General features: G+C 41.7%; 27 protein-coding genes and 1 riboswitch. Of the genes, 7 read left to right on the forward strand and 20 right to left on the reverse strand.

The genetic code is table 11. From position 1 onward, the window contains the following. Positions 1–119: 119 nt before the first annotated feature. The 4 genes from FFL34_RS05875 to FFL34_RS05890 all read right to left on the reverse strand — a co-directional run bounded on the left by FFL34_RS05875 (position 120) and on the right by FFL34_RS05890 (position 4609). Positions 120–608 carry a hypothetical protein gene (locus FFL34_RS05875; RefSeq protein WP_138602345.1) on the reverse strand — a complete coding sequence of 163 codons (489 nt, stop codon included), beginning with the start codon at positions 606–608 and terminating at the stop codon, positions 120–122. A gap of 410 nt (positions 609–1018) precedes the next feature. Continuing rightward, positions 1019–1780: a glucose 1-dehydrogenase gene (locus FFL34_RS05880; RefSeq protein WP_138602347.1), complete on the reverse strand. Its 762-nt coding sequence runs from the start codon at positions 1778–1780 to the stop codon at positions 1019–1021. Between the two features lie 114 nt (positions 1781–1894). Then, a complete protein-coding gene (locus FFL34_RS05885) occupies positions 1895–3034 on the reverse strand; it encodes a plasmid pRiA4b ORF-3 family protein (RefSeq protein ID WP_138602349.1) in 1140 nt (379 codons plus the stop codon). Between the two features lie 162 nt (positions 3035–3196). Further along, entirely contained in the window at positions 3197–4609 is a 1413-nt protein-coding gene (locus FFL34_RS05890) for a sodium/glutamate symporter family protein (RefSeq protein WP_138602351.1), read from the reverse strand. Between the two features lie 176 nt (positions 4610–4785). Between FFL34_RS05890 and FFL34_RS05895 the strand changes: the two genes are divergently transcribed. Then, complete coding sequence (locus tag FFL34_RS05895; RefSeq protein WP_138602353.1) at positions 4786–5172, forward strand: hypothetical protein; 387 nt, start codon at positions 4786–4788, stop codon at positions 5170–5172. Between the two features lie 424 nt (positions 5173–5596). On the opposite strand, the gene FFL34_RS05900 is transcribed toward FFL34_RS05895, so the two are convergent. Then, the gene (locus tag FFL34_RS05900; RefSeq protein WP_234031439.1) at positions 5597–6580 is read right to left on the reverse strand and encodes an ABC transporter substrate-binding protein; all 984 of its coding nucleotides are present in this window, start codon (positions 6578–6580) and stop codon (positions 5597–5599) included. A gap of 381 nt (positions 6581–6961) precedes the next feature. Between FFL34_RS05900 and FFL34_RS05905 the strand changes: the two genes are divergently transcribed. Together FFL34_RS05905 and FFL34_RS05910 are read left to right on the forward strand one after the other, a co-directional pair. Continuing rightward, positions 6962–7315 (forward strand): SpoIIAA family protein, encoded by a 354-nt coding sequence (locus FFL34_RS05905; protein WP_138602355.1) that lies wholly within the window; start codon positions 6962–6964, stop codon positions 7313–7315. Between the two features lie 134 nt (positions 7316–7449). Then, complete coding sequence (locus tag FFL34_RS05910) at positions 7450–7914, forward strand: Abi family protein (RefSeq protein WP_171046288.1); 465 nt, start codon at positions 7450–7452, stop codon at positions 7912–7914. Between the two features lie 24 nt (positions 7915–7938). Here FFL34_RS05910 and FFL34_RS05915 read toward each other — a convergent pair whose 3' ends face one another. From FFL34_RS05915 to ggt, 3 genes are read right to left on the reverse strand one after another with little or no spacing between them, the layout of a single operon-like run. After that, positions 7939–8466, reverse strand: coding sequence for a chromate transporter (locus FFL34_RS05915; RefSeq protein WP_138602359.1), 528 nt, complete (start codon positions 8464–8466; stop codon positions 7939–7941). Next, positions 8463–9047, reverse strand: a complete 585-nt coding sequence (locus FFL34_RS05920) for a chromate transporter (protein ID WP_138602361.1) — start codon at positions 9045–9047, stop codon at positions 8463–8465. Before FFL34_RS05920 ends, FFL34_RS05915 begins: the two co-directional genes overlap by 4 nt. Positions 9048–9074: 27 nt before the next feature. Continuing rightward, a complete protein-coding gene (gene ggt / locus FFL34_RS05925) occupies positions 9075–10688 on the reverse strand; it encodes a gamma-glutamyltransferase (RefSeq protein ID WP_138602363.1) in 1614 nt (537 codons plus the stop codon). 280 nt (positions 10689–10968) lie between these two features. Between ggt and FFL34_RS05930 the strand changes: the two genes are divergently transcribed. Beyond that, complete coding sequence (locus tag FFL34_RS05930; protein WP_138602365.1) at positions 10969–11427, forward strand: Lrp/AsnC family transcriptional regulator; 459 nt, start codon at positions 10969–10971, stop codon at positions 11425–11427. A gap of 117 nt (positions 11428–11544) precedes the next feature. Beyond that, positions 11545–11898 carry a SpoIIAA family protein gene (locus tag FFL34_RS05935; RefSeq protein ID WP_138602367.1) on the forward strand — a complete coding sequence of 118 codons (354 nt, stop codon included), beginning with the start codon at positions 11545–11547 and terminating at the stop codon, positions 11896–11898. A gap of 20 nt (positions 11899–11918) precedes the next feature. On the opposite strand, the gene FFL34_RS05940 is transcribed toward FFL34_RS05935, so the two are convergent. Beyond that, positions 11919–12617 (reverse strand): YqjF family protein, encoded by a 699-nt coding sequence (locus tag FFL34_RS05940; protein ID WP_171046289.1) that lies wholly within the window; start codon positions 12615–12617, stop codon positions 11919–11921. Positions 12618–13012: 395 nt separating this feature from the next. On the opposite strand from FFL34_RS05940, the gene FFL34_RS05945 reads away from it, so the two are divergent. After that, positions 13013–13642, forward strand: coding sequence for a YczE/YyaS/YitT family protein (locus FFL34_RS05945; RefSeq protein WP_138602371.1), 630 nt, complete (start codon positions 13013–13015; stop codon positions 13640–13642). 20 nt (positions 13643–13662) lie between these two features. On the opposite strand, the gene FFL34_RS05950 is transcribed toward FFL34_RS05945, so the two are convergent. Beyond that, positions 13663–14643 (reverse strand): aromatic ring-hydroxylating dioxygenase subunit alpha, encoded by a 981-nt coding sequence (locus FFL34_RS05950; RefSeq protein WP_138602373.1) that lies wholly within the window; start codon positions 14641–14643, stop codon positions 13663–13665. Between the two features lie 81 nt (positions 14644–14724). After that, entirely contained in the window at positions 14725–16086 is a 1362-nt protein-coding gene (locus FFL34_RS05955) for a nucleobase:cation symporter-2 family protein (RefSeq protein WP_138602375.1), read from the reverse strand. 160 nt (positions 16087–16246) lie between these two features. Further along, a riboswitch (purine riboswitch) is annotated at positions 16247–16348 on the reverse strand. Between the two features lie 200 nt (positions 16349–16548). Between FFL34_RS05955 and guaD the strand changes: the two genes are divergently transcribed. Continuing rightward, positions 16549–17925: a guanine deaminase gene (guaD, locus tag FFL34_RS05960; protein WP_138602377.1), complete on the forward strand. Its 1377-nt coding sequence runs from the start codon at positions 16549–16551 to the stop codon at positions 17923–17925. 199 nt (positions 17926–18124) lie between these two features. Here guaD and FFL34_RS05965 read toward each other — a convergent pair whose 3' ends face one another. The 9 genes from FFL34_RS05965 to FFL34_RS06000 form a co-directional block, all read right to left on the reverse strand. Then, complete coding sequence (locus tag FFL34_RS05965) at positions 18125–18310, reverse strand: hypothetical protein (RefSeq protein ID WP_138602379.1); 186 nt, start codon at positions 18308–18310, stop codon at positions 18125–18127. Between the two features lie 504 nt (positions 18311–18814). Further along, a complete protein-coding gene (locus FFL34_RS18170) occupies positions 18815–18964 on the reverse strand; it encodes a hypothetical protein (RefSeq protein ID WP_171046290.1) in 150 nt (49 codons plus the stop codon). A gap of 35 nt (positions 18965–18999) precedes the next feature. Further along, positions 19000–19218, reverse strand: a complete 219-nt coding sequence (locus FFL34_RS05970; protein ID WP_138602381.1) for a hypothetical protein — start codon at positions 19216–19218, stop codon at positions 19000–19002. Positions 19219–19537: 319 nt separating this feature from the next. Next, positions 19538–20707, reverse strand: a complete 1170-nt coding sequence (locus FFL34_RS05975) for an ArgE/DapE family deacylase (RefSeq protein WP_411712278.1) — start codon at positions 20705–20707, stop codon at positions 19538–19540. Positions 20708–21002: 295 nt separating this feature from the next. Beyond that, positions 21003–21644, reverse strand: a complete 642-nt coding sequence (locus FFL34_RS05980) for a M20/M25/M40 family metallo-hydrolase (RefSeq protein ID WP_171046291.1) — start codon at positions 21642–21644, stop codon at positions 21003–21005. 11 nt (positions 21645–21655) lie between these two features. Beyond that, positions 21656–22162 (reverse strand): M20/M25/M40 family metallo-hydrolase, encoded by a 507-nt coding sequence (locus tag FFL34_RS05985; RefSeq protein WP_171046292.1) that lies wholly within the window; start codon positions 22160–22162, stop codon positions 21656–21658. Continuing rightward, entirely contained in the window at positions 22162–23649 is a 1488-nt protein-coding gene (locus FFL34_RS05990) for a tripartite tricarboxylate transporter permease (RefSeq protein WP_138602389.1), read from the reverse strand. The genes FFL34_RS05985 and FFL34_RS05990 overlap by 1 nt, the downstream gene beginning before the upstream one ends. Before the next feature lie 21 nt (positions 23650–23670). After that, on the reverse strand, positions 23671–24117 hold the full coding sequence (locus FFL34_RS05995; RefSeq protein ID WP_138602391.1) for a tripartite tricarboxylate transporter TctB family protein: 447 nt from the start codon (positions 24115–24117) through the stop codon (positions 23671–23673). 25 nt (positions 24118–24142) lie between these two features. Continuing rightward, positions 24143–25138: a tripartite tricarboxylate transporter substrate binding protein gene (locus FFL34_RS06000; protein ID WP_138602393.1), complete on the reverse strand. Its 996-nt coding sequence runs from the start codon at positions 25136–25138 to the stop codon at positions 24143–24145. Between the last annotated feature and the right edge of the window lie 87 nt (positions 25139–25225).

A 25225-nucleotide genomic window follows, 5' to 3' on the forward strand; every position in this document is an offset into this window, starting at 1 on the left:
GCGCGTCGCTCGAGTTTGGGTGGGTGTCGCTCGAGTTGGCGTGTGTGTCGCTCGAGTTTGGGCCGCTGTCGCTCGAGTTTGGGCCGCTGTCGCTCGAGTTGGGCCGCCTGTCGCTCGAGTTACTGGCAGAGCACTACAATCTGGTAAGGTGTGGTCTGGGCCGGGATGCTTTTGGTTGAAGGGCCGTAGACGACGACTAAATGGTGGCCGGCGGGATCTTCCATAAAGGCTTGCCCGTTGGTTGTCACAATCTGGGTAGAAAAATCCAGATTTAATGCTAGCCAATTGTCCTCGCTTACAAGTTGTGTATCAAAATAACTCACTTTCACTTGGCGGTCGGCATGCTCTTTTACCATGACAAGGGCTGGGTATTGAGGTGGGTAAATCATGATCATCGGTGCGTTGGCATCGTAATAACCGGTTACAATATCGCCAACAGCCATCATCTCCTGATTGAGAACATACGTATCCGGACTCACGATAAAACGAGCTAGAACACCTTCTTCATTTTGCAGCTCAAACATTTGTACACAACCATCTCGAAAATCACCGCTTGCAACATTCTGAATGCCGATAACTCTGCCAGTAAACGATCCAAAAGAAATCATGCTGTCGCCCCTTTTCTTTAAAATGGTCTACAGCATAATATGCACGGTGCCAGGCACTGACACTATTCAGAATTGTGTCAGTGCCTGGCACCTAAAATACCTGGCACCTAAAATAATCGGACCAAGTTGCATCCTTGTAATTCGATCAAGTCCATCCTTCCGTTTGAGGGTTGCAGTCAGGCCATAAATATAGGTTATTTCTGCTTTTTTCAACACAAATTTATGATTTGACCGTCCAGAACTTCACAGCGATTCCCATTATCTCATGCTGCATATTCTTTATATGTCACATCATTTTGGTTTCCATTCGCAGCACCCATAGAGGATACTCCTTCAGATCCATCAACTGATTGCACCACATCACTTCCGTTAAAGACAACCGTCTCCCCACTGAACTACAGTATTTATCCTTAATAAGCACTCCATCCAGCGTCAGCAGCCAGTGTAACACCATTCACGTATGCAGATTCTTCGGATGCAAAAAATAGCGCAATATTAGCAATATCACCCACCGTTCCTGCTCTAGGCATTAAGTTTGTTCCACGTGTGGCTGCTTCCATACCAAATGTGTCAACATTATCCATGGACGCAGAAAAACCTGTTTGCACTTGCGCCGGGGCAATCGCATTACAGCGGATATTTTCCGGTCCGTAATGGGATGCGACGTTTTTCGTCATCCCCACCACTGCATGTTTGACAGCCGTGTACGCCAGACCACCGCGGCCTCCAGTCAGACCAGTAATTGATGCCATATTGACGATCGTTCCTCTGCCGTTTTCCTGAAAATGGGGGATGACTTTTCGCATAGCATACATCACACCATTCAAGTTGATATTAATAACTCGATCCCAAGTATCATCCTTAACATTGGCCGCCGCTTGCATATTATCTCCGACGCCAGCATTGTTCACCAAAATATCTACCCGTCCAAATCGTTCAATCGCCTTATCAACCATTTGATCCACCTCAGCACTGACAGCAACATTCACTTTGACGCCCATTGCTTCATGGCCATCATCGGTCAGTTCTGAGACTGTTTGATTCATAGCCTCTTCCGCAAAATCCGCGATAATGACCTTAGCCCCCTCTTTTGCATAAGCAGTAGCAATCTCTTTCCCTATCCCGCTGCCACTTCCAGTCACAATCGCTACCTTGTTTTCAAGTCGTCTCATCCGTTATCGCTCCTTCTAAAAAATGGTTTAGGATTCCCCCCTATTCTATCATCTGAATTCCAGAGTGCCAGGCACTGACACTATTCAGAATTGTGTATGTGCCTGGCACCACCCTCATCGTCTTTTTAACATATGATTGACCCCTTCTAAATCAAACGGCATGTGCAACTGACTTTTAGCCCATTGCTTCATATGGTCATAATCCGGATGATCCGGGTCGTCCATAATCCTCAGAAATTCCAGGTATCCTCCCTCGCCGCCAACATCCTCTGGTGGTGCGTCGCCTTCTCCATCCAGACAGACAGGATGGTTGTAAGAATAGTTATCTACCACATCGGTCACATCAATTTGGTGACGCCAATCATCACCAAAGTCGTAAACGTAGATCATCCGCTTCATTTCAGGAAGGTAATCCGACAGTCTGATGCCAGTTTCCATTTTCTTTGGAATCTCTTCTGAATAGGCAAACGCTTCCTCATTGTCAACGAGATGAACAACCGCTTTCGTGCCATCCGCCTTTATCCCCGGGTGATTTCGATTAAGAGGTACGTCTGTTTTCTGATCGGCAAACACAAAAAATTCATGTAGATGGTGATCCCACCAGTTAAAGGCCACCTGCAATATGTCATGCAACCGTGGGAAAGTCCGGTTCAAAGGTACCATTAACCGGCGCCAGACTTCCTTCTCTTCCAGCAACAGCCGTACATGCATTTCCACAGCCTTTACACTGAAAATCTCCGTGCCTGAAAACTGCCGCAGCTCTTCATACAGTACCTCATTTGGATAAATATAATCGCCACTTCCATTGCCGGCCAACAGACGACTGGCTCGCACACTTACATCCGGTTGAATCAATTGTTCCGTATTTATTTCATCTTCATAAATCGTCACTTCACGACAAATGCGACTCAACCTGGCAACCAGACTGCGATTTTTCGTTTTAGTGAATTGAACCTCTCCCGATTGAGCCAGATAATCTTCAATTACATGGTCCTTTATGCCTTCTTCACGCCAGACCATTCGTATAGCCTGGGCAAACAATGAACCCATCCGGGAAAAGTCTTTTGCCCGGACGCCATATAACACAATCGTATATTGACTTTTATCATGCATAAAAACAACCGACTGCCTGCGATTCATCCGAACCACATTGGCATGCCAAGAAAAAAGTGCTTCCTCTTCCACCTGTTCTGTCATTGTTTCAGACCGTACCTTCAAATGGTCACGCATTTTTTTGGTGCTATGTATGAACATGATTGAATCTCCTTAACTTATAATTGGTTAGAAAAAGTTGAAACCGGTGAAAGGAATCAACTATTTAAACACGACTTTCCGCAGCACTGTTTATATGTTCATTCACCCTATTACTTACTGGAGCAATTATTCCGGCGTTATGCACGGTGCCAGGCACTGACACTATTCAGAATTGTGTATGTGCCTGGCACCAAGCAATCCTATTACGGCTATGAAGCAGACACCTGCAAGAAGCAAAATACCTGCCCATAACCCTTGATGGACAAGAAAGCCAAACATAATTGGAAACATTATAAATCCAACAACTAAATTGAATGAGTATCCCATAGAGAACTCTGATAATACTGGGGATTTAAAACTAGGGTCACACATTTTAAGTAACAATAAACCGGAAATAAACACTCCAGTACTGGTGCCAAATATGGCAATGCCTTTTTCAAACCAGTATTCATCAAATAATTTTTTGCTTAGCCAATAGGCGCCTGCTAGCGTTAAGCCTCCAATAACAACAATCATAATTATAAACGGAACAATATATGCTAGGGCGGATTGAATCGGAAGACTAGCTATGGCGGCTACAACAGCATAATCCGTAAATAAACTAGCTATTTTAGACTTCACTTGCCTATCGACTAGCCAATCTAATTTTAACAGACACATCATCCCCCATACACCATACATAACAACGATGGCATAAGCCCAAATCGGCACATTCGAGATGAATGGTACATTAAAATATTTAACCAGTGATAGGAGACCATAGGCCAATCCACTTCCACCCAATATCAGCGCCGTGTGAAACGTCAGGACATCAATGGAGGAACTTAATGTTGTTTCTTTTCCAAAACTATTTTGTTGATAAGGATCCCTTTGAACGCCAATACGCTCCTCTTTTGGGAATTTGCCCGGCCCTAATAAGTAATTTGTATAACCCTTCCTTGCTGCATAATTAATCATCATAACGCCGATTAAAATGCCTCCAACGATGCCAACAGTAGCTGAGGTCACAGTTAGTCCCTGTGCCACTTCCCAATATGGTAGGTTCATTGATTTTAAAAGACTACCAATAACGCCAGCTGTCCCATGTCCTCCAGAAAAGCCTGCTTCAACCTCCGTTCCAAAAGTTGCATAAACGTCACCCAACAAACCCAATTTTTCTAAAACATATCGAATGACCAACCCTAGCAATTGTTGACCTTGTGATATGAAAACAAGAACTAAAAACATGACTAACATATTCATGCCTGTATTCATCTTCTTTTTTTCTTGACTGTTGGTGGTGCTGGCATTTTGAGTGTCCTTATTTTTCTGCTTAAATCGAATACCCAGCGGTACTGTAGCAACAACAGGAACAATCAAAATTCCGGGCAATAGCGCGTAAATATCCATCCAATCCTGTGGTATCGGCAATGGCGCATATGTCCCCCATAATATTGGCCCCAAGAGTAAGCCAACAAAACCGCCGATAACCGAAGCCGGTAAAAAAACAGATTGAATAAATGTCACTTTCGCCCTAATGAACGTGCCAACCAATAATAATCCGCTTAAAACAGAAAAACTGATTAATAAATCCAAAAAATCCCTCCCCTAGTAACAGTAAACCAAATCGATATGACTGATAGAAAACACTATAAAAAGATATTAACAAAAGGTGCCAGGCACGTACACAATTCTGAATAGTATACGTGCCTGGCACCTAAGGCGTATACTATAGGTAGCATGGAATCATATTTTAGAAGGGGAAATAACCTATGAACGTGTTGAAGCAGGAAAACTTTGTACGTTGTGTGTTGCCGGGCGTCCCGCTTCCACTGGGCAAAACTGGCGATTATCTGGTCCACTATTTCAAGGAAAATTACAATATTAATATTGAATATCTCGATGCAGCGAAGACCTTGTCGGGATATGGCGCAAGAGGGGGAAGGATTGATCAAATCTTCAATGTTAAAGAAGACAGTATAGATACGTTCGATCGTATTAAATCCGAGATAGGCGCTCTTTATGCAAAGGAAGTCGTGCGAAATAAAGCGCACCACGTCTACATGGAGCGTGTCTATTTAAGGTACTTTAAACGAATTGAGGATGAACTGCTCAAGACAGGAGAAATATCGGACGAAGATGTTTATCAAACGCTATGAAGTGCCAGGCACCCAAACAATTCTGAATTGTTTGGGCGGGCCTCTGTCGCTCGAGTTTGGGTGGGTGTCGCTCGAGTTGAGGTGCGTGTCGCTCGAGTTGAGTGCGTGTCGCTCGAGTTGGCGGGCGCGTCGCTCGAGTTGAGGTGCGTGTCGCTCGAGTTGGCGGGCGCGTCGCTCGAGTTGAGTGCGTGTCGCTCGAGTTGGCGGGCGCGTCGCTCGAGTTGAGGTGCGTGTCGCTCGAGTGGGGATGCTTTTCGTATAGCCCACGAGCAGCAAATCTATTGAGTTGATTCATCCGGAGGGCCAGGCACAAAAACAAAAAGAAGCTGCCATACCAAAAGTGGTATAACAGCTCCTTAAACAAATATCACCCGACAAAAATTCAGAATTGTGTATGTGCCTGGCACCACCTAAATTGCACCACCTAAATCGCTTCTTTCACTTTATCGGCTACTTCTTCGGGTACCCATTCGGTCCAAAGTGCTTCTTGTTCTTTTAGAAATTTGATAGCTGCTTCATGTGCGGATGCATCTTCCTTTTGCATATAGTTGAGTGCATCATTCGCGATCTTACTGGACGTTTGATAGTTTTTGAGGAATTCAGTAACCTCAGGTGCTCGTTCGGGCAGGCTTTTGTGTGAGATAATTTCGACATCCTGAGTTGCAAGCGCCGATAATGGTGTATCTTTTTCCTCGAGTAATGGCGTCATATCATATTTTCCCATTACCCAGTTTGGTTCATAGTTGTACCCGATCCACGGTTCACCATTTTTATACGCATCAGCCAGCGAAGCATTAATTGCTGCTTCGGAACCCGGACGGAAATAATTGTAGTGCTCGTCCAGACCGTACACTTTCAACGTTTCGAATGTCAACTCGCTGACTTCCCATCCTGGAATAGCCCCGATGATGCGGCCTTTTTTCTTATCTTCCGGATCCTGAAACAAATCCTTATAGTCAGCTAAATCCGGAATATTCTTTAAACCAGGCGCCATCGGTTCAATTCCTCTTTCCGGGTCACCCTCAATGACATATGTAGGCACATACAGGCCTTGATAGTTATCATCAAAGTTGACCGACAGTTTAACATAATCGCCGCTTTCCATCCCATCATGATAAGCTTCCTTATTATTTTGCTTCCATAGCTCCATATGGACATCAATATCCCCTTGACGGAGGCCGGTTAATATGGCAGCTGCTGAGCCCTTCCGCTGTTCTGTCTCATAGCCATAACCCTCCTGAATGATGGTCCCGGCAACTTCATTATGGAAACGAAGACTGGCCCAACTCTCATCCGCAAAAATAATCGGTTCTTTTTCGTTACCGGATGCCTTACCGCTACATCCGCCAAGAATCATCATAGCAATCAGTAATAGAATTCCGCTAAATACTAGTGATTTTTGTTTCAAAAAAACTCCTCCTATTGTTTTGGGTTGACTAGCTGGTAATAAGCTGCATGCGAACGGTTCTGTAAATATTCAAGATCCCTAGCTTTTTCCTAGTTCCAATATGTAACGAATGCTTTCCCATCTCCTTCCATCTGCATTAATCATAGACCAAACAGAAAAATCAAACAACCGCCTAATCGCATATCATAAAGCCGAAAACAAGAGAATACACAAGCTTATCCACAGCTAAAAACAAAAAACAACAAAAAATCAGGAATTTCAGCGTGCCAGGCACCCACACAATTCAGAATGTGTGGGTGCCTGGCACTTAATGACCATGTTTGACGTAATATCTACTGAGGAATAACATTTAAGACAAATGAAAGAAAGGATGTGGTAAGGATGATCAACGTGACCACCCAAAAAAACAGCTCCATTATTGAAATAGTCATCAACGGAAAATTCGACGAGACCGATATCAACACTTTCGAAGAGGCGATCAGGCAAAAAATCACCGAACAGGAACCGGTGAATTTGCTGATTACTGCTAAAAATATGGAAGGCGTTACGCTAAGAGGAATCGTGGAAAGTCTGAAAATGTTTCGGTACTTAAAAAGCATAAAAAAAGCGGCAGTGATCACAGACCAAACCTGGGTTAAAATTGATGCCAAACTGGAAAATCTCCTACCGGGCATAAAAATTGATTATTTCACCCCTGATCATGCCAAAGCAGCTTGCGAGTGGTTGGAAGATTAGTAAGTGCCAGGCACCTAAACAATTCTGAATTGTGCAAGTGCCTGGCACCATGCCTCTTAATTAACAGAACTCACCACGCCTCTTAGCAATGCGGACCAAGGTGGGTCTTTTTTATATTTTGGGGGAGATTTAAATTGAGCCCTTCAGAAAGACACATTAAAAAACCTAAAACATATAAGCAACAAATAGATATCCTGAAGAATAGGAATTTAATTATTAATAACGTTGAAGAAGCCGTCACGTTTTTAAAAAGAGTGAACTATTATAGGTTTTCCGCGTATGGTCTTACACTGAAGCAAAAAGAGAATAGCGATTTATTTTTAGACGGCGTCACATTTCATCAAATAAAAATGGTTTATATTTTTGATCAAAAACTCCGAGAATTACTAATATCTCAATTAGAACCCGTTGAGATTGAATTTCGTTCTAAGATTGCTTATCACCACGCCCACAAATTTAGCGCTCTTGGATATAAAGATTCCGCTAATTTCAAGGACGAATCGATGCACACAAAGTTTTTAGGGGAACTCTACCAACAGATTGATAAGAGCAAAAAAGAACTCTTAGTTAATAAGTGCCAGGCACCTAAACAATTCTGAATTGTGCAAGTGCCTGGCACCTGGTTACAACAAAAATCCTCCATATACTAATGCTCCGGCTATGACAAATGCTGGGTGAATTTTTACTCGCTCCATTAACACATAACTTACAACTAAAATCAATATCGTTTGTATTAATCCGATTCCGTGGTAGGATTGCGCAAAAAAACGCCAGGCCATTACCCCGAGCAGTACCGCAATAACCGGTCGTACATATAGGGTCATTCGTTTTACTTTAGGAGATTCTTTATACTTAAAAAGAATGCCTAACAAAACAAGCATTAAAATCAACGATGGCGCGACCGTTGCAAACACACCAACGAACGCGCCCGGAACGCCAGCTACATCATATCCAATATAGCCAGCCATTTTAGTCGCAATTGGTCCCGGCAACGAATTACTGAGTGCCAATACTTCACTGAATTCCTGAACAGACATCCAGCCAAACCGCTGCACCACTTCATTTTCGACTAAAGGTATGGAAGCAGGACCACCTCCATAGCCTAAAATTCCCGGGATAAAAAAGGCCACAAAAATGTTCCAATAAATCATGATGACGAAACACCTTCTTTTTGCTTTTGACGTTCTTTGGATTTGTCGGTATCTTTTTGTACTAACGCTATAATTAATAATGCAGCGATGACGATTCCGGGATGAATGCCAATCAACTCGAGTAATACAACAACAAGCCCTGCCATAAGTACAGTTTTCGTCCATCCCATACCTTTACCGGCTTTTCCAATAAACTGCCAGGTCAGCACTGCCAGCATAACACCAACAACGGGAACAACTGCTGCTGTCATCCCTTGCACCCAATCATAATCTTTAATAGAAGATAACGATGCGAGCAGCGTTATCATTAACACAATTGTTGGTAAAATGCTGGCTAATACAGCATTGATCATTCCCCAAAAGCCTGTAACACGATAACCGATATACCCTGCAAGCTTTGTGGCAATAGGTCCTGGCAGCGTGTTTCCCAGTGCAAGGATATCACCGAATTCTTCACTTGTTACCCATTTATACTTATCTACAACCTCTTTGTGTATTAAAGGAATAGAGCCCGGGCCGCCACCGTACCCGAGCATCCCTACACGAAAAAAGGCTATAAACAGATTCCATTGTGTCCGCATAATGAACTACTCCCAGATGTTAATTTTTTACCAGCAGGCAACTGTTCCGTCTGTTCGCGATTCTGTTCCGCCAACCAAAACACCTGATTCCGGATCGCGCCAAATCATCTGCCCGCGCCCAAAACTGTTCGGTTCAAGCTGCATGGTAATATCGTGTCCTTTTTCAGCAAGTTCCTGTGCGATATGATGCGGAAAACTATGTTCCACCTCGACTTTTTTATCTTTTAACCACTGCCACCTTGGTGCATCTAAAGCGGCTTGCGGGTTCAGGCCGAAATCAATTGTGTTCATCATTACTTGCACGTGTCCCTGCGGCTGCATAAATCCGCCCATCACACCAAAAGGGCCAACAGGTTGCTGATCTTTTGTTAGAAAACCCGGAATAATCGTATGATACGTCCGTTTCCCGCCTGCCAGCGCGTTAACATGGTCTGGATTCATCGAGAAGTTATGCCCCCTATTTTGCAATGCAATGCCTGTTCCAGGTACAACCAGCCCTGAACCAAAACCCATGTAATTACTTTGAATAAAGGAAACCATATTCCCTTCATTATCAGCAGTTGCCAAGTAAACAGTACCGCTCATCGCTGGTTCTCCAGCTTCCGGCTGCAGCGCATCATCCGTGATTAGATTCCGGCGTGCCTCACCGTACTCGTCACACAATATATCATCACTTGAACAATACATGTGCTTTTCTTCTGTGATATGTTCCTCTCCGTCTGCAAAAGCGAGTTTCATAGCTTCTATTTGTTTATGATAAGTAGAAACAGATTCCTTTTCATTAAACGTAAATCCTTTTAATATGTTTAATGCCTGAAGAGCAACAATCCCCTGCCCGTTAGGTGGTATCTCCCATACATCATACCCGCGATAATTTACCTTAATAGGATCAACCCAGTCAGGCTGGTGAGCAGCCAGATCATCATATGTGAGAAATCCGTTGTTTTCATTTGAAAAGCTGCTAATCTTTTCAGCTAATTCTCCGCGATAGAAAGATTCAGCACCTGTCTCCGCAATCGAACGCAATGTTTCTGCATGATCAAGAGACGACCAAATCTCTCCGGCTTCTGGTGCACGGCCCTTTGGCGCAAACGTCTGAAACCATTCTGTAAAAATGGAATCGGTAAGATGCTCACTAAAATTTTTATATGCCTTTTTCCAATACTTGCTTAACGTCGGAGAAACCGGAAAACCTTCTTCCGCATACTGTATGGCCGGTTGCAATACCTCATTTAAAGCAAGTTTACCAAAACGTTCAGATAGCGCTGCCCAAGCCCCCGGCGCGCCTGGCACTGTTACAGGAGTCCATCCATACTTCGGGATCTCCTCGAAACCCGCTTCTTTTACCGCATCAATCGATATGCTTTCCGGCGACCGGCCGCTGGAATTTAACCCGTAAAGGTCCCCTTTCATCCAGACGAGTGCAAATGCATCCCCGCCGATACCATTCGAGGTAGGCTCGACTACTGTAAGACAAGCCGCTGTTGCAATCGCAGCATCAACTGCATTTCCGCCCTTTTTAAGTATCTCCAAACCCGCTTGAGAAGCCAATGGTTGGGATGTAGCTACCATACCGTTTTTGGCATAGGTAGCGTTGCGCTTTACATGATATGGATAAGACTGATTGTGAAATGACATCATAGAATTTCCCCCTCGTTTAAATGAACCAACTTTCTAACTATTTAAATTACAGCCATCATATCGAAATGCTAGTGAAATGTCAATATCAAACCATCATAAGTTAACCGTTAAAACATAATGGCTTTCATATTTAAAGTTGATTACATTAATCTACACATATATGATACCTTTCCTTGGGGATTATAGAAATAGTTTACAGTGGCATCCTTTTGCTTATGCAGTTATTTTGCTATACTTAATTGTACAAATACTTTAATAAATTCAGAAGGAGCTTAACTCCATGAAAAGTGATTACTTTGATGAAATAGATAAAATAATCATTAATGAACTGGTGGATGACGGCAGAATATCGTATGTGGAATTAGCTGAAAAAGTAGGTTTGTCAAGAGTTGCTGTAAAAGATCGCATTAATAATCTTAAAAGTAAAGGAGTTATCGAAAAGTTTACTGTAGTGGTCAATTCTGAAAAGTTCGGTAAAAAGGTATCTGCATTTTTCGAAGTTGATGTCGAACCAATGCAGCTTCAAAAAGTAGCGCAAAATTTAGCCGATAACCCGGCTGTGGCCAGTATTTATCAAATGACAGGCCCAAGTACGCTGCATATGCATGTATTAGTGGAAGATTTTAAGATGCTCGAGACATTTATCAACGACGAGCTCTATTCAGTAGAAGGAATTACACGAGTAGAAAGTTCCGTCATTTTAAAACGATTTAAAAGCAGGAATGGATTTAAATTGTAAGTGCCAGGCACCCGAACAATTCAGAATTGTGTGTGCCCGGTACTTGTATGTTTCATTTCCTATGTAAAGTGGAAGGCTATTACAAAAGTGAATCTTGAACAGGAAAGGATGTCACAGATGCTTGAAATAAAAGGTGAGAAAAAAGGCGAAATGTTGGAAGTGACGACTGAGGGTACGGCAACACAGGACGACTTAAAAACATTTGAGGAGGCTTTAAAGGCTAAGAAGCTCCAGGAGGAACCCCTCAACATTTTATTTATTTTCAAGAACATTGAAGGTAACACCAAAGAAGCGCTACCGAGAGCCTGGAAAATCGTTACCCATCTAAAAAGCATAAATAAAAGCGCCATTGTAGCAGACGAGACGTTTATGGGCCTGAACGAAAAGATTGAAAAGCTCATACCAGGTGTAGAAGTAGCTCAGTATCCACTGCAAGAACTGGAAGCGGCGAGAGATTGGCTTCGCGAATAAGTGCCAGGCACCCGAACAATTCAGAATTGTGCAAGTGCCTGGCACCCTCTTACCTGGGGAGGATATAAATAAGTCGTTTGGGACGAGGCAACATGAACCAGTGGATCTCTTGTTTCGGGAGTGATCGCGAGCAAGTTGTTCTGTTTGATGTTGTACCGGGCTTCAGATAGACGCCACGGCATGTGGGAAATCGTTGCCTTCACTATGTGCTTTCCTTTGATCGTGTAAAAATGATACCGCTCCGTAAGCCAGTGCGCCAATGTGTGCTTCTCCGGAGTAAAACGTTCGGATGACGGATAAACATGTGCTGAAAATCGTCCGAATGAATCGCCATTGGTTTGTTTCATCCTGAACGACGTCCGGCTCCCGCCATCGAAATAGGCGTGCTGATAAGGAAGCGACAGCAACCATCGAGCTCCCAGCACTGACAGCTTGCTGTTCGTGTACACTGTAAGAAAATAAACGGCCGGTTCCTCGTAAAAACGAATATACGTGCGCACATTCACCTGCGAGAGTGAACTGAGAGAAAATAAGCCAGAACCCCAGCGCAAATGGCTTCGAGGCGAACGGAAAAGAACAATGCTCACCCACGCCCGGCCATGAAATGTATCCAGTTGAAACGGCTCCGGCACGAGCGATCTTAACACATCATACGGTACCGGCCAGTGCATGAATATAGGATTTTCCCAATATTGGACCCCTATCCACGGCCTCTTCATAGTGCAGCCTCCTCTATTCCGCCTAGCAGGAATCGTCATAAAGCTCCAATTTGCAATTAATATAACACATGAGTACCATCTTGGAAAATGTTTAAGTGCCAGGCACATACACAATTCTGAATTGTGTTCGTGCCTGGCACTCGAATGATTCTGTCGCTCGAGTTGCACGCTCTCTCGCTCAAGTTCGGATTAATGCTATCCCTTTTTACATTTTATGGAAGTTGTATACCCACTCCTACCGGGGGAGATCCCGCTTTCATACTATTATTCCCCCATTAAGAAGTCGTTCTGGTCGGTAAGCTAAACACAGTCATCCTTCTCAACATCTGGACGGGGATCCTAATAATCTGTTATAACTAGACTAGTTGACTATAGATAATGAAAGAAGGATAGATATGAGAAGGGATTTAGTTTTTCGGTGGCTTTTCTTTTTTATTGGTCTATTGGTCTTGGGGCTTGGCGTTGCTTTGACTATCAAAGGGCAGCGGTTTGGTGTGGGGTCCTGGGATGTGTTGCATGTGGGCTTGTTTAAGCAGCTTGGGTTATCTATTGGGCTCTGGTCCATTATTATGGGTATCCTTATTGTTACAGCTTCTTCTATCGGTTTACGCGAGCTGCCCAAAATCGGCACATTTGCTAATCTAACGTCAGTCGGCTTATTTATCGACTTTTTTAATTGGCTCATTCCCGACCCCCATACGTTTCTCATGCAATTTATCGCCTTTATTCTTGGCGTGATACTTCTAGCGATCGGCTGTGGCATCTATATTTCGGCGGATTTAGGCGCAGGCCCCCGGGATACAGTAATGCTTCTGTTGTCGGAAAAGCTAAATTGGAGCATTACTTTTGCACGGACCTTTATGGAAATAGTTGTCGCTGTCGCAGGTTTTCTATTAGGCGGGCCAATCGGCGTAGGGACCGTTATCATCACCTTTGCCCTTGGACCAATCATTCAAGTTTCTCTCGGGTACAGCAAAAAAGTTCTGCATCACCAACTAGAGTGCCAGGCACCCGCACAATTCTGAATTGTTTGGGTGCCTGGCACTTATTTCTTTGGTATGGTGCCGTTTTCGATTCCTAATTCGTCCAGCCATCTCCGGTAAGCGATTGTGAGCGCATCTGATTTTAGATGCATTTCTGCTTGCAGGTCTAATGGGAGGAGTTCCGGCTTTTGACTTTCGACCACATCTAAGTCCTGATAAAAAATCGTATCCTGAAATTCTCTGAATGGCTCGTCCGGCTGATCCAAATCATAATTTCTCGTCAGAAGCATAAAGACCCTGCATTGCTCGTGGTCTTCCTGATTGACAACCGTTAAAATCGTAAATTCCTCATTCGATCCTTCTGCTGTTTTCGTGAATCGTGCAACAGTAGGACTCAAAATCTCATACACATAGTCCGTATAACCACCTTTGGACCGACCGTCAGCATTTGGTTGGTAAACGGGAATTTTACTTGTAATGAAGCGGCCATCGATAAATTCTACATTATAATCGACTATTTCAGCATGATCAGCATCCCCAAGCATGCCTTCATGAACAAACATTAAATGGGATACATCAATGAAATTTTCGATAATTCTTGGCGCATTGGCTTGCACTTCATAGGAACCGCAAATGATGGTACGGTAACCTTCTTTATCATATTCCGGATACGTAATCAGTGGAGTTGGTTCATCCCCAAGATTCACCCAGATAAGACCAAGATATTCCTGACAATGATAAACAGTTGCTTTTGCTTTCCTAGGGATGGGCCGTTCACATGGCAGTGCAGGAATCTTCACACATGTTCCTTCTGAATTATACTCCCATGCGTGATACGCACATACTAGATTCCCATCGACTACTTTTCCCAATGAGAGAGCGGCTCCCCGGTGAATACATAAATCTTTGAAAGCATGGACGCCTTTCTCATTTCGGAAAATAACCACCCTTTCCCCGAGCACGTATACCTGTTTCGGATCGTGCTGCAGCTCCTCCGCTTTGCATACAGGATGCCATTCATTCCATAACTTATCTTGATGCATAATAATTCCTCCTTGTTTTGTTAGGACTGGGCGAGACGGCACTTTTAACTTTAGGACAGTAGAAGCGCTGATACACCCGTCTTACTTGTTCACGCCGATTGGGATTACTTTGTTGTCTTGCTTTTTCTCCGGGAGCACGAAATTAAGTACTAATGCTGCGATTGCTCCAACGGCTGTACCTGAAGAAACAAAGTAAGTTACTAGATTGGGAAGTTGCTCTGCTATATCAGCAGGGATTAGAACAGCAGCTAATGCGAGCATAATCGGAACACCAACTACGAGCATATTTCGCTCCGTAAATGGGGCATTTTTTACGACTTTCAACCCATTCATCATAATGACCACACAGAGAATGGCGAACACACCATTAATAACGGGAGCAGGAATACTGGCAATACCATTCATCAACTTGGGCATCATTCCCAGCGCCATTAGAATAGCACCACCGGCAATAATGGGTCTGCGGCTTTTTACACCCGTAATGGCAATGACCCCGGCATTGGAGGAATATCCAGTGACAGGTGTTCCACCGAAAAAGGATCCGATGAAGCATCCCAGTCCTTCGCCGAATGCTCCTCCGTTCAACCGCTTCTCACCAAGCTTTTCGTCCGCCACCTCGCCAACGGTAAACCATGTGCCTGTTGTTTCAATCATGATAATCAAATAAATGGCAAGCATAATGAGTATGGCGTCTAAGTCAAACGTCGGTGTGCCAAATGCATATATACTCGGCAACGCAAACCACGGAACATCGCCAACAGAGGAAAAGTCTGTCATGTCAAAGAAGTAAGCAACCAATGTGCCAATTCCCAATGCCGATATGACCGAAGCTACTTTCATAAATCTAAATTTTGTTTGCACACTTTCACCGACATACATACAAATAATAAGAATCGCCGCCGTAATGAAGGCAACAAGAATATTTAACTGAAAACTGCCTGGAGCCGTATAGATGGAATTAATCGCACTGGGCATCAGGGAAATCCCAACCACAACAATGACCGTACCCGCAACAATTGGTGGGATAAATTTTAGTACAAGCCTGCTAAATAGTTTTAAAGGCCTGCCAAGTATCGAAATCAACAGCGCGCCAGGAATCAGACTGCCAATCATTGCACCTATCCCGGATGTTGTTCCAATTGTCGCCAATGCACTTATAGGAACGAAAGATGGCCCTTGCATCACCGGCAGTTTCATGGCAAAACCAGCCTGAATAATGGTCGCAATCCCGCAAGCAATAAATGTCATTTGCACCAATAACGCACTGTCGGCTACAGAAAATGATAATAACCCCGCCAAAATGAGTGGAGGAATGAACAGATCCATTGCAAGTACATGCTGCAATCCGACAAAGATAGATTTCCCGACAGAAATAGCTGCATCCCTGTCCTGTGGTTCCACCTGATTCATCTCAATTTCCTTATCTCTGGCTGTTTGATGCATTCGATAATTCCTCCCATGAATGGTCTTGTAGTTGGTGAAAGCGAATGTCGGCGGTGGTACAGGTATAAAAAAGCCCGGGACACACGCTTCCCTATAAGAAAGCATGTATCCCGGGGACTCGTAACCATAATAAGAATAGCATCTAATATAAAAATTAGACGTCACCGGACTTGCTTTCCATAGTCAGTTTATTTACGGTAAACTGGTAGAAACTTGCAGGCCATATCCCCGCTATTATATGAAAAACATGATATTGTTTGTCTTTAGTATATCATCCATTTTTCAAGACACAAGTAGTTTTTAAAATAAATTTTCCCTCATCCACTTCAAAACATCCCAAATCCCTTGTCACTGATGCATTTGGAATAGCATAATTTGAATCATTCCACTCTGGACTTCCTCTTGTCGTTCCCTTATAATGGCTACTATAATTTATAAAACACGAACAATAAGGTGGATTGTATGATGAATTATTCGAAAGTATTTCAAGGGACTGCATTTACGAGCAAATCAGCTAAGGAAATAAATATATTAAAAGACTACCTCTTTTGCCTTGATGATCGGGGGATGATTGCAAAAATTGTTTCCCCGGAAGATGACGAGTACAACGCTATGATCCAGGAATACCAAGATAAAGATTATTTTCACCGTCTCAAAGAAGGAGAATACTTTCTGCCTGGATTTATTGATTTACACATCCATGCACCGCAATGGGCACAGTCTGGTACAGCGTTGGACCTCCCCTTATATGATTGGTTGCATACGTACACTTTTCCACTGGAAGCTAAATTCGCTGATAGAACCTTTGCCAGAAAAGTCTATGAAGATCTTGTCCATACATTATTAAAAAACGGAACAACGACCGGCTTATACTTTGCCACCGTACATAAAGAAGCCAGCTATCTGCTAGCTGAAATATGTGCAGATCAAGGACAGCGCGGGTTAGTTGGTAAAGTGGTTGCAGATGACCCGCAACAAAACCCCGACTATTACAGAGATTCCGACGCAGCAACAGCACTAGCCGAGACAGAAGAATTTATTCTAGATGTAAAGGAACTGGCAAAGAAAACCAAGCAAGGTGTTTATCCTGTTGTAACCCCAAGATTTATCCCAAGCTGTACGGACGAAGCATTACAAGGATTGGGGGAGCTAGCGGCCAAATACGATACACACATTCAATCACATTGCAGCGAAAGTGATTGGGAACACGGCCATGTCAAAGAAAGATGCCATAAAACGGATGCATCCGCACTAAATGAGTTCGGATTATTACAGGACAAATCCATCATGGCGCACTCGGTATTCTTGGAAGATAACGATGTGGACCTTTTTGCCGAAACTGGGACAGCGATCGGACATTGTCCACTGTCTAATGCCTATTTTGCGAATGCAGTTCTGCCCCTCGCCCATTTCCATTCCCAAGGCGTGGATATTGGCCTCGGAACTGACATTTCAGCCGGTGCAGCGCCAAGTCTCTATGATAATGCCAAGCAAGCAGTGGTATCTTCCCGTATGCTGGAAGATGGTGTAGACACCTCTCTTTCTCCCGAGACACGAGGCGTGGACGGATCACGTATTACGATTAATGAAGCCTTTTACTTTGCCACAGCCGGGGGTGGGAAAAGCCTGAGTCTCCCAATCGGACTTCTTGAAGAGAATTATGCATGGGATGTACAAATTGTAGACACAAACGCTGGAGCAAATAAACTTCCTATTTTTGATGAGAATGAAGATTTATACGATGTGTTTCAAAAAATGATGTATTTAGTAAAACCGGACAACATCCGTGAAGTTTGGGTACAGGGTGAGAAAGTAGTGAGTCAGGGAGACGGCTCTTGACTGGAGGTGCGACTAGTGCCCCAGGTGCACACGCAATTGTGAATTGTGTGTGCGTGGGGGTTGGTTTTTCGCCCCATATTTGAATTATTAGAATTGTTCCGGTGCCTGGCACTTGTGTCGCCCAACAAGAAAATATCCCATATCGCTTTTAAGTGCGATACGGGATATTTCCAAAAGTAATTTTATTTATATATGGGAGCTAAATCTTTGCTGGTTCTCTCATTTTATTTTTATTTTCCCGAAACTCTCGAACGCGTTTTTCAGCTTTCTCATATTCAGAGGCGCTGAAATTGCATGCATTTTCACGATATTGAGATCCAAATTCTTTTGCTTCCCTTGGACCCCTTTTATTCATTTTTTGTCGCAATCGCTCATTCATGTTCATATTCTTACCTCCCTTTTAGTTATATTATACCCTAAAGACTAAGTCCTCAGTGCCAGGCACACAAACAATACTGAATTGCGTGTACCTAGCACTTGGTTTAGCACTATAGCGTGTGGGGTTGATCCCCAGTATACAACACAAAGGTCACCCATGCCCTGGAAACGGGAGGGACGTCCTTTATTTGACGCTTACTTTCCTAATGGAAGCAGTTGGAGCCACCCCTATACTTCTTCTTCCCAAAACCCGTTCACACACAAACGCTTTATTCCTGTGGATGAACAAGGGAACTGGGAATTTTGGGGTCCCGCCACACTAGAAAAATAAATTTGAGCAGATTCAATGATCACTTCATACGATAAGCAGAACAGTCGAACAACAAACGAAAGTTATCTTGATTTAAAAGAGATATATGTTCGTTCAATAAAGTCTAAAAAACTTTCTTTTTCAAAGTCATATGCATGAAGTCCATCTTCACAAAACTGAAGGTGTATAGCATCCCGATTTTTATTTAACCAAAAACTCGTTTTTTTTATTCTTCTTCTTTTTTAAAGGGAGTTGAATCAAACTTTCAATATCATTTTCCTGCATATCATTCGTTTTAATGTCAATTACAATAATTAAACGTGGTGTTGTTTCATTTGAACTATCATTCATATCCACCATCATCCATTGTTTGTTAGGAACCTGTTTTAAATATATAGAATACCCTTCCTTTCTTCCAAAGTCCAAACGAATATGTTGAAATTTTGTAGAAATTGTTTTAATAAAAGCGGTATTCTTCTTTTAACCTGACGCCAGTCCAGTTTTCTATCCTCTATTTGTAATCGCTGTTCATTTTCATCCAGCATATCCTGGCACCGGTCAAACATCTTATCTGCTCCGCGGCCTTCAATATCAATCATAGCCATCACTTTATTTTCTTTCAGCCGTTCTCTATGCAGGTGAAATTCTAGGTGGATATCGGGCTTGCCAGTCCACTTTTTACACCTGATTTGCTGATAATCACGTTTTTCCGTGAAATCATAGTCAGACGCCTCATAAAGTGCATTTTATCCCCGCCTATTTTCTAAATAAAACTTTTGACCTAGAAGTTCTTGATTAGTAATACGTTTTCCTGCCGTCATGCTATAATTTTCGATGGTGGTAGGAAACCTTTTTCAGGGAATGATGGCACCAAAATTCCCAAATTACAATATTAGTTATGTTGTGGGGCTGATGTTTTTATTGTTAAAGGTATTTTTGAGCAATTGCTTTAAATAAATCTATTCCTTTGAGATATTTTTCAATTTCAACGTATTCGTTCGGCTGGTGGGCAGTTTTTCCATCGATAGTACTCCAAACAATAATTGGAAAATTATTTAAAGCCTTCATAAACTGAGAACTATCGGTATATCCTGTCATACCTTTTGGTTCTTTCAATTCACTCGTCCTTTCTTGGAGTACCTCTTGAAGTATATGAACAAATGGATCATTTTCCTGCGTATTCAAAGGGGCAAGGTTATTTAATATAGAAATATCCGCTTTTAGTTCGGGGTATTGTTTTCTTACTGTTTCAATGACACGATTCAATTCATCGATTATATCCTGATGATCTTGCGAAGGAACAGTACGGAAATCGATATTTACGCTACATTGGTCAGGAACGACATTCGTGTTGCTACCACCATTTATGACGTTAATACTATAAGTCGGTTCACCAAGCAAAGGGTCAGGCTCATACTTTAATTGAAAATCCTCACTTAATATTTGGTTTATAATCTCATGAATATGTAGAACAGCATTAATTCCGTGGTGGGGTCTCGAACCGTGTGCCGTTTTCCCATAGCAAGTGATTTGTGTCCAAAAAGCTCCTTTGTGTGAAACGACTATATCTCCACCGCTAGGTTCAGCAATAATTAAAGCATCAAGATCCTCAGCATAACCTTCGTCAACGAGTTGTTTCGCTCCGACTGCACCGGTTTCTTCACCAACAGATGCCAGTAATTTAATGTCGCCATCCAATTGAACATCTTCCTCTTTGAGCGTAATCATTGCCATGACACAGGACATCAATCCGCTTTTCATATCACAGGCACCGCGTGCATAAATCTTACCATCAACTTCATCGGCGGCATATGGATTATAATCCCATTTAACATCTCCTGGTGGAACCACATCCATATGCCCAGATAAACCTAGTACACGTCGGAATTTTTTCGTGTTACGTCCTCGTAAATTGGCAATTAAATTGACTCGTCCTTCACTATGAGGAACCAACTCGGTCTCTATCCCATAAGATTCAAACAAGTATCTTAAATTTTTAGCAACGTCTTCTTCATTTCCTGGTGGGTTAGCAGTGTTTATTCTAAGAATCTCTTTTAATTTATCAATTGAAAACTGGCGATCCAAGTTTATCACCTCAAAATTATCATAAATATATTATCTGAAATTAAGTACTAAAGGGAGTTGTTATGTGAACCGTCAAACCATGATAATTACAATTGTATAATCCTGTATTTGAATTAGTCTGTCACTATAGATGTTCCCCCCCACAACTCGTAATTTTTCCTAATTGATAATTCTTCTTGCTTACTAATGAAAGCTTCCTCGTGGGGGTTTATCCAGACGTTATCCTCGACTAAATCTTATCGCCCACTTGATTAAACAGATTCCCTCTATTTAAAATAGATGAACATCCCCAACTCCCTAATTCTCAAAGCCTCATACCATACAACAAAGAAACCGCCAACAACTTCAATCGTGGTATGTATGAATCCAGTTCTAGATATTCATTCTCAGTATGCCAATTACCTCCTACTGGTCCCATACCACATATTGTTGGAACCCCAACTGAGGAAGTAAAGCCCGCTTCTGATGCACCTTTAGTTGGCTTTCCGACAACCTTCAGGTCTAGCGTTTTTGCTGCTTGTTGCACGATTTCATACAAGTCATTATTTCGCTCATTGTTTTCCATCGGTAGCATACCCACTCCTCCGGATACAACGCTTTTGGTACCATCAATATATGACTTACTTACGATTTCCTTAATTTTCTTATAGACAATGTTAAAATCCTCCTCATTCCAAAATGCGCAATGAATGGTTCCGGTGGCGTGAGGGGAAACAATATTATTACTTACTCCCCCATTAATCAATCCAAAATTTATCGTTAAACCCTTTTCCTTGTCAGCTAACTTTTTTATTTCAGTCATTTTAAATGCGAGTTCATCATTTGCACTTATCCCATCTTCAATAAATGCTCCAGAATGAGCTGCTTTACCTTCAATTTCTATCTTTAAATGTGCAGAACCCTTTCTGGATGTAACAATGGTTCCATCCGGTCGGCTTGGCTCCAAAACAAAAGCAGCTATTGTTCCCTTGCTCGTTCTTTTATTAATTCTTTTGAAATGGGAGATCCAATCTCCTCATCGGGAGTAAATAACAGTTCGATATCATACAACTCTTCGGGAGCTAGCTTTTTTAGGGCTAGCGCTGAATACACCATGAACACTAGACCCGATTTCATATCTGACACACCTGGTCCCCTTAGCAAGTTTCCATCCTTAGTGAAAGGAAAGTTTTGAAGAGTACCAGTAGGATGAGCTGTATCTTGGTGACCAACCATTAGGACCCTACCTTTTTTATTACCTTTAATTCGACCAATTAAATGAGTTCCATAATGCTCATTCTCCCTAATTTCGCATTCTATCCCTTCCTCCTCTAATTTTCTTTGAAGCAATAATGTTACTTCCTTAACTCCATCTTTATCGTGTGAATAACTATCAATGTTTACTAACCGTTGAAGCAACTCCAGCGATTCTTCTTTTTTTTCTCTTAAATACAAGCAAATGTTATCGATAAGCTTATTATTCATCATTTAACCCCCTGCTTGGTTTTCTTATAGTGGTTTCTAAAAATGCCTATAAATACAATGATTGTTACTATTAAAATCACCAGACTAACTGGACGCGCAAGAAAGATAGTAAAGTCATTTTCCGATATGATCATAGACCTACGAAAATTTGTTTCTACTATTGGCGACAGTATTAAACCTAAAAGTAACGGTGCTAACGGTAATCCCACTTTCAACATAACGTATCCTAAAATACCAAAAATAAGCATAATTAAGACATCAAATGGTGAATTTGATATTGAGTAAGAACCTAAAACGCAAAAAACAACAATAATCGGCATCAAAATCTCTTCAGGTATTTTGAGTAATTTGGGAAATAACCTGGATGCTGCCAATCCTAGAATTAAAACAAAAATATTAGCTATAAACAAAGAGGTAAAAATACCGTAAATAATATCACCATTTGATGTAAATAACGTGGGTCCGGGTGTATATCCTTGTATCATAAGTGCACCGAGTAATACTGCAGTTATAACATCTCCCGGAATCCCCAAAGTCAATAATGGGATAAGTGCACCACCAGTGACAGCACTATTTGCAGATTCTGTAGAAGCAAGTCCATCAATGTTTCCTTTTCCAAAATGATCTTTATTTTTTGACCCTCTTTTGGATTCATTATATGCAACAAATGCAGCAATACCTGATCCTGCAGCTGGAATAATACCGATAAAGGTACCTATAGCGGACGAACGTAAAAGATTAAACCAGTTTCTAGTTACTTCCTTCATCTTCAAGCCTATTTTTGAGCTATTTACATGGTTTAGTATATTAGTTCTTTTCTTTTCCAATCTAATTAGAACTTCTGAAATGGCAAATAATCCAACAAGTGCTGGAACTATGTTAATTCCATTTAACAAATCAGAAACACCAAATGTAAATCTATTCGTTCCAGTTATTGGGTCCATACCAATTGTTGCGATAAATAGCCCCATCAATCCTGCAATTATACCTTTTAATAAAGAGTCACCTGAAACCCCAGCGACAATCGATACACCAAATAGCGCTAAGGCAAAGTATTCAGGGGGGCCGAATGATAACGCAACCTTAGCAAGTTGTGGAGAAATAAGTGCCAACATAATACAACTAAAAATACCACCAATAAAAGAGGCTACCGTTGTCATTGTTAAAGCCTTTTTTAATTCTCCCTTTTTTGTTAGGGCAGGACCTTCCAGTAATGTTGCTGCTGCTGCAGCAGTTCCAGGTGTACCCACTAAAGTAGCTGTTATTGACCCTGCGTAAACCGCTCCTACATATACGCCCAGTAATGCACTAAATGCAACTACAGGTGGGAAACCGAATGTTAGAGGAACAATTAAGGATAAGCCCATCGTCGCTGTTAAACCCGGTAAAGCACCAAAAGCTATGCCTAACGTTACTCCTAATAAGTTAGCTAATATAGCAAGTGGTGCTGCTGCAAATGCTAAACCTTCGATAATTTCATTCATCATTAACTCCTCCAGTGGATAAATCTAAGGAAGTGGAATATTAAATAGGTTTGTAAATAAATAATATAATAAAAATGGCGTTAAAGCTGATATAATAATTAATCTTGGTATCTTCCTTACACCAAAGAAATATTGTCCAACTATTAAAAAGATAATCGTTGAATAAACAAAACCAATCATAAAAAATAAGTTAATGTAAATGATCAGTAAAATAGTATAAGAAAAGATTCTTCCAATCGTTTTTTTGTTTATCTCCATATATTTATCATTTTTTTTTAAGTCGATTATTCCTTTAATAAACAATATAACTGAACAAATTGCTAATAAAGTAAAGACCAGCTTCGGAAAGAAGTCTGGCCCATATAGTGTTTCCGTCTGAGATCTACCAAAATTATTAGCAATTATCATGCCTGCTACGGAAACAAGAAGTAAAACTAACCCAGTGGAAATATTACGGATTTCGCTTTTCATAATTTGCAACCCCTAACTACTAAAATCATTCTTCCAAAGATTTAATTACCTCAGCATTTTTCTTATTCTCTTTTTTAACTTTATCAGTGAATTCTTCGTTATTTAGGTAATTAATAGGAAGCCCTGCGTTTTCGAACTGTTTCTTAACCTCATCATCTTGTAAAGCATTTTTAATTGTTTTATCTAATTTATTTACTACTTTATCTGGTGTCCCTTTGGGTGCCATAAATCCAAACCATGCGCCATTACCAATTAAGTCATATCCAAGTTCTTTAAATGTCGGTACATTCGGCAATTCATCTAATCTTTCTTTAGTGGTTACTGCTAATATCTTTAAATCTCCACTTTCCTCATGCTGCAATAATTCTGAAATGGTGTTTACTGATGCTGTCACATGATTTCCAAGAAGTGCACTAACTGCTTCTGCCCCACCTTCGAAAGGGACATGTTCCATGTTAACTCCTTCCAAATTTGAAACTAATTCTGATGTAACAACATGCTGATGTAACCCAGCCCCTGTTGTACCATACGTCACCTCTTCACTTTCGGATTTTTTAAACAATTCCTCTAAAGAGTTCACATCAAGATCCGAATTTACTGCTAAACCATAAGGTGCCTCACTAATTTGCGATATCTGTTCGAAGTCTTTTGTTACATTATATCCAACGTCGTTTGAGTTTGGTGTTAATGTCGAAGGACCAACAGCAGTTAGAATGATAGTGTAACCATTAGCCTTGGAATTTTTTATATAGTTCATTCCGGTCGATCCAGCTCCCCCTCCTTTGGAGACTACATTTACGGTTTGGTCAAATTCTTTTTTCATATAATCACTAACGATACGAGCCTGAAGATCAGCACTCCCACCAGGCGCATAAGGAATAACTACATCAATTGATTGGTTCGGGAATTCATCGCCTTCCTCAGAAGAAGAAGCGCTTTCATTTCCACCAGTAAAGTTGCTACAACCTGCCAAAAGAGCTATGAGTACGACAAAAATACTCAACCACATTTTTTTGTTCATAATTTTCCCTCCTGTTTATCGATTCATTATTTTCTAATATTATATAGTAGACTTTTATTAATGTAAAATATATAATAAATTTATGTT

The organism is Lentibacillus cibarius, assembly GCF_005887555.1.
In the GTDB taxonomy this organism is placed as follows: Bacteria; Bacillota; Bacilli; order Bacillales; family Amphibacillaceae; genus Lentibacillus; species Lentibacillus cibarius.

Excerpts from the sequence above, each read along its gene's own strand:
- FFL34_RS05920 (WP_138602361.1), bottom strand. The coding sequence starts at position 9,047 with ATGCGGACACAATGGAATCTGTTTATAGCCTTTTTTCGTGTAGGGATG.
- FFL34_RS05930 (WP_138602365.1), top strand. The coding sequence starts at position 10,969 with ATGAAAAGTGATTACTTTGATGAAATAGATAAAATAATCATTAATGAA.
- FFL34_RS05990 (WP_138602389.1), bottom strand. The coding sequence starts at position 23,649 with ATGATGAATGAAATTATCGAAGGTTTAGCATTTGCAGCAGCACCACTT.
- FFL34_RS05875 (WP_138602345.1), bottom strand. The coding sequence starts at position 608 with ATGATTTCTTTTGGATCGTTTACTGGCAGAGTTATCGGCATTCAGAAT.
- FFL34_RS05895 (WP_138602353.1), top strand. The coding sequence starts at position 4,786 with ATGAACGTGTTGAAGCAGGAAAACTTTGTACGTTGTGTGTTGCCGGGC.
- ggt (WP_138602363.1), bottom strand. The coding sequence starts at position 10,688 with ATGATGTCATTTCACAATCAGTCTTATCCATATCATGTAAAGCGCAAC.
- FFL34_RS05935 (WP_138602367.1), top strand. The coding sequence starts at position 11,545 with ATGCTTGAAATAAAAGGTGAGAAAAAAGGCGAAATGTTGGAAGTGACG.
- FFL34_RS18170 (WP_171046290.1), bottom strand. The coding sequence starts at position 18,964 with ATGAATGATAGTTCAAATGAAACAACACCACGTTTAATTATTGTAATT.
- FFL34_RS05880 (WP_138602347.1), bottom strand. The coding sequence starts at position 1,780 with ATGAGACGACTTGAAAACAAGGTAGCGATTGTGACTGGAAGTGGCAGC.
- FFL34_RS06000 (WP_138602393.1), bottom strand. The coding sequence starts at position 25,138 with ATGAACAAAAAAATGTGGTTGAGTATTTTTGTCGTACTCATAGCTCTT.
- FFL34_RS05885 (WP_138602349.1), bottom strand. The coding sequence starts at position 3,034 with ATGTTCATACATAGCACCAAAAAAATGCGTGACCATTTGAAGGTACGG.
- guaD (WP_138602377.1), top strand. The coding sequence starts at position 16,549 with ATGATGAATTATTCGAAAGTATTTCAAGGGACTGCATTTACGAGCAAA.
- FFL34_RS05950 (WP_138602373.1), bottom strand. The coding sequence starts at position 14,643 with ATGCATCAAGATAAGTTATGGAATGAATGGCATCCTGTATGCAAAGCG.
- FFL34_RS05955 (WP_138602375.1), bottom strand. The coding sequence starts at position 16,086 with ATGCATCAAACAGCCAGAGATAAGGAAATTGAGATGAATCAGGTGGAA.
- FFL34_RS05965 (WP_138602379.1), bottom strand. The coding sequence starts at position 18,310 with ATGAACATGAATGAGCGATTGCGACAAAAAATGAATAAAAGGGGTCCA.
- FFL34_RS05945 (WP_138602371.1), top strand. The coding sequence starts at position 13,013 with ATGAGAAGGGATTTAGTTTTTCGGTGGCTTTTCTTTTTTATTGGTCTA.
- FFL34_RS05995 (WP_138602391.1), bottom strand. The coding sequence starts at position 24,117 with ATGAAAAGCGAAATCCGTAATATTTCCACTGGGTTAGTTTTACTTCTT.
- FFL34_RS05915 (WP_138602359.1), bottom strand. The coding sequence starts at position 8,466 with ATGATTTATTGGAACATTTTTGTGGCCTTTTTTATCCCGGGAATTTTA.
- FFL34_RS05970 (WP_138602381.1), bottom strand. The coding sequence starts at position 19,218 with ATGGCTATGATTGATATTGAAGGCCGCGGAGCAGATAAGATGTTTGAC.
- FFL34_RS05940 (WP_171046289.1), bottom strand. The coding sequence starts at position 12,617 with ATGAAGAGGCCGTGGATAGGGGTCCAATATTGGGAAAATCCTATATTC.
- FFL34_RS05985 (WP_171046292.1), bottom strand. The coding sequence starts at position 22,162 with ATGAATAATAAGCTTATCGATAACATTTGCTTGTATTTAAGAGAAAAA.
- FFL34_RS05905 (WP_138602355.1), top strand. The coding sequence starts at position 6,962 with ATGATCAACGTGACCACCCAAAAAAACAGCTCCATTATTGAAATAGTC.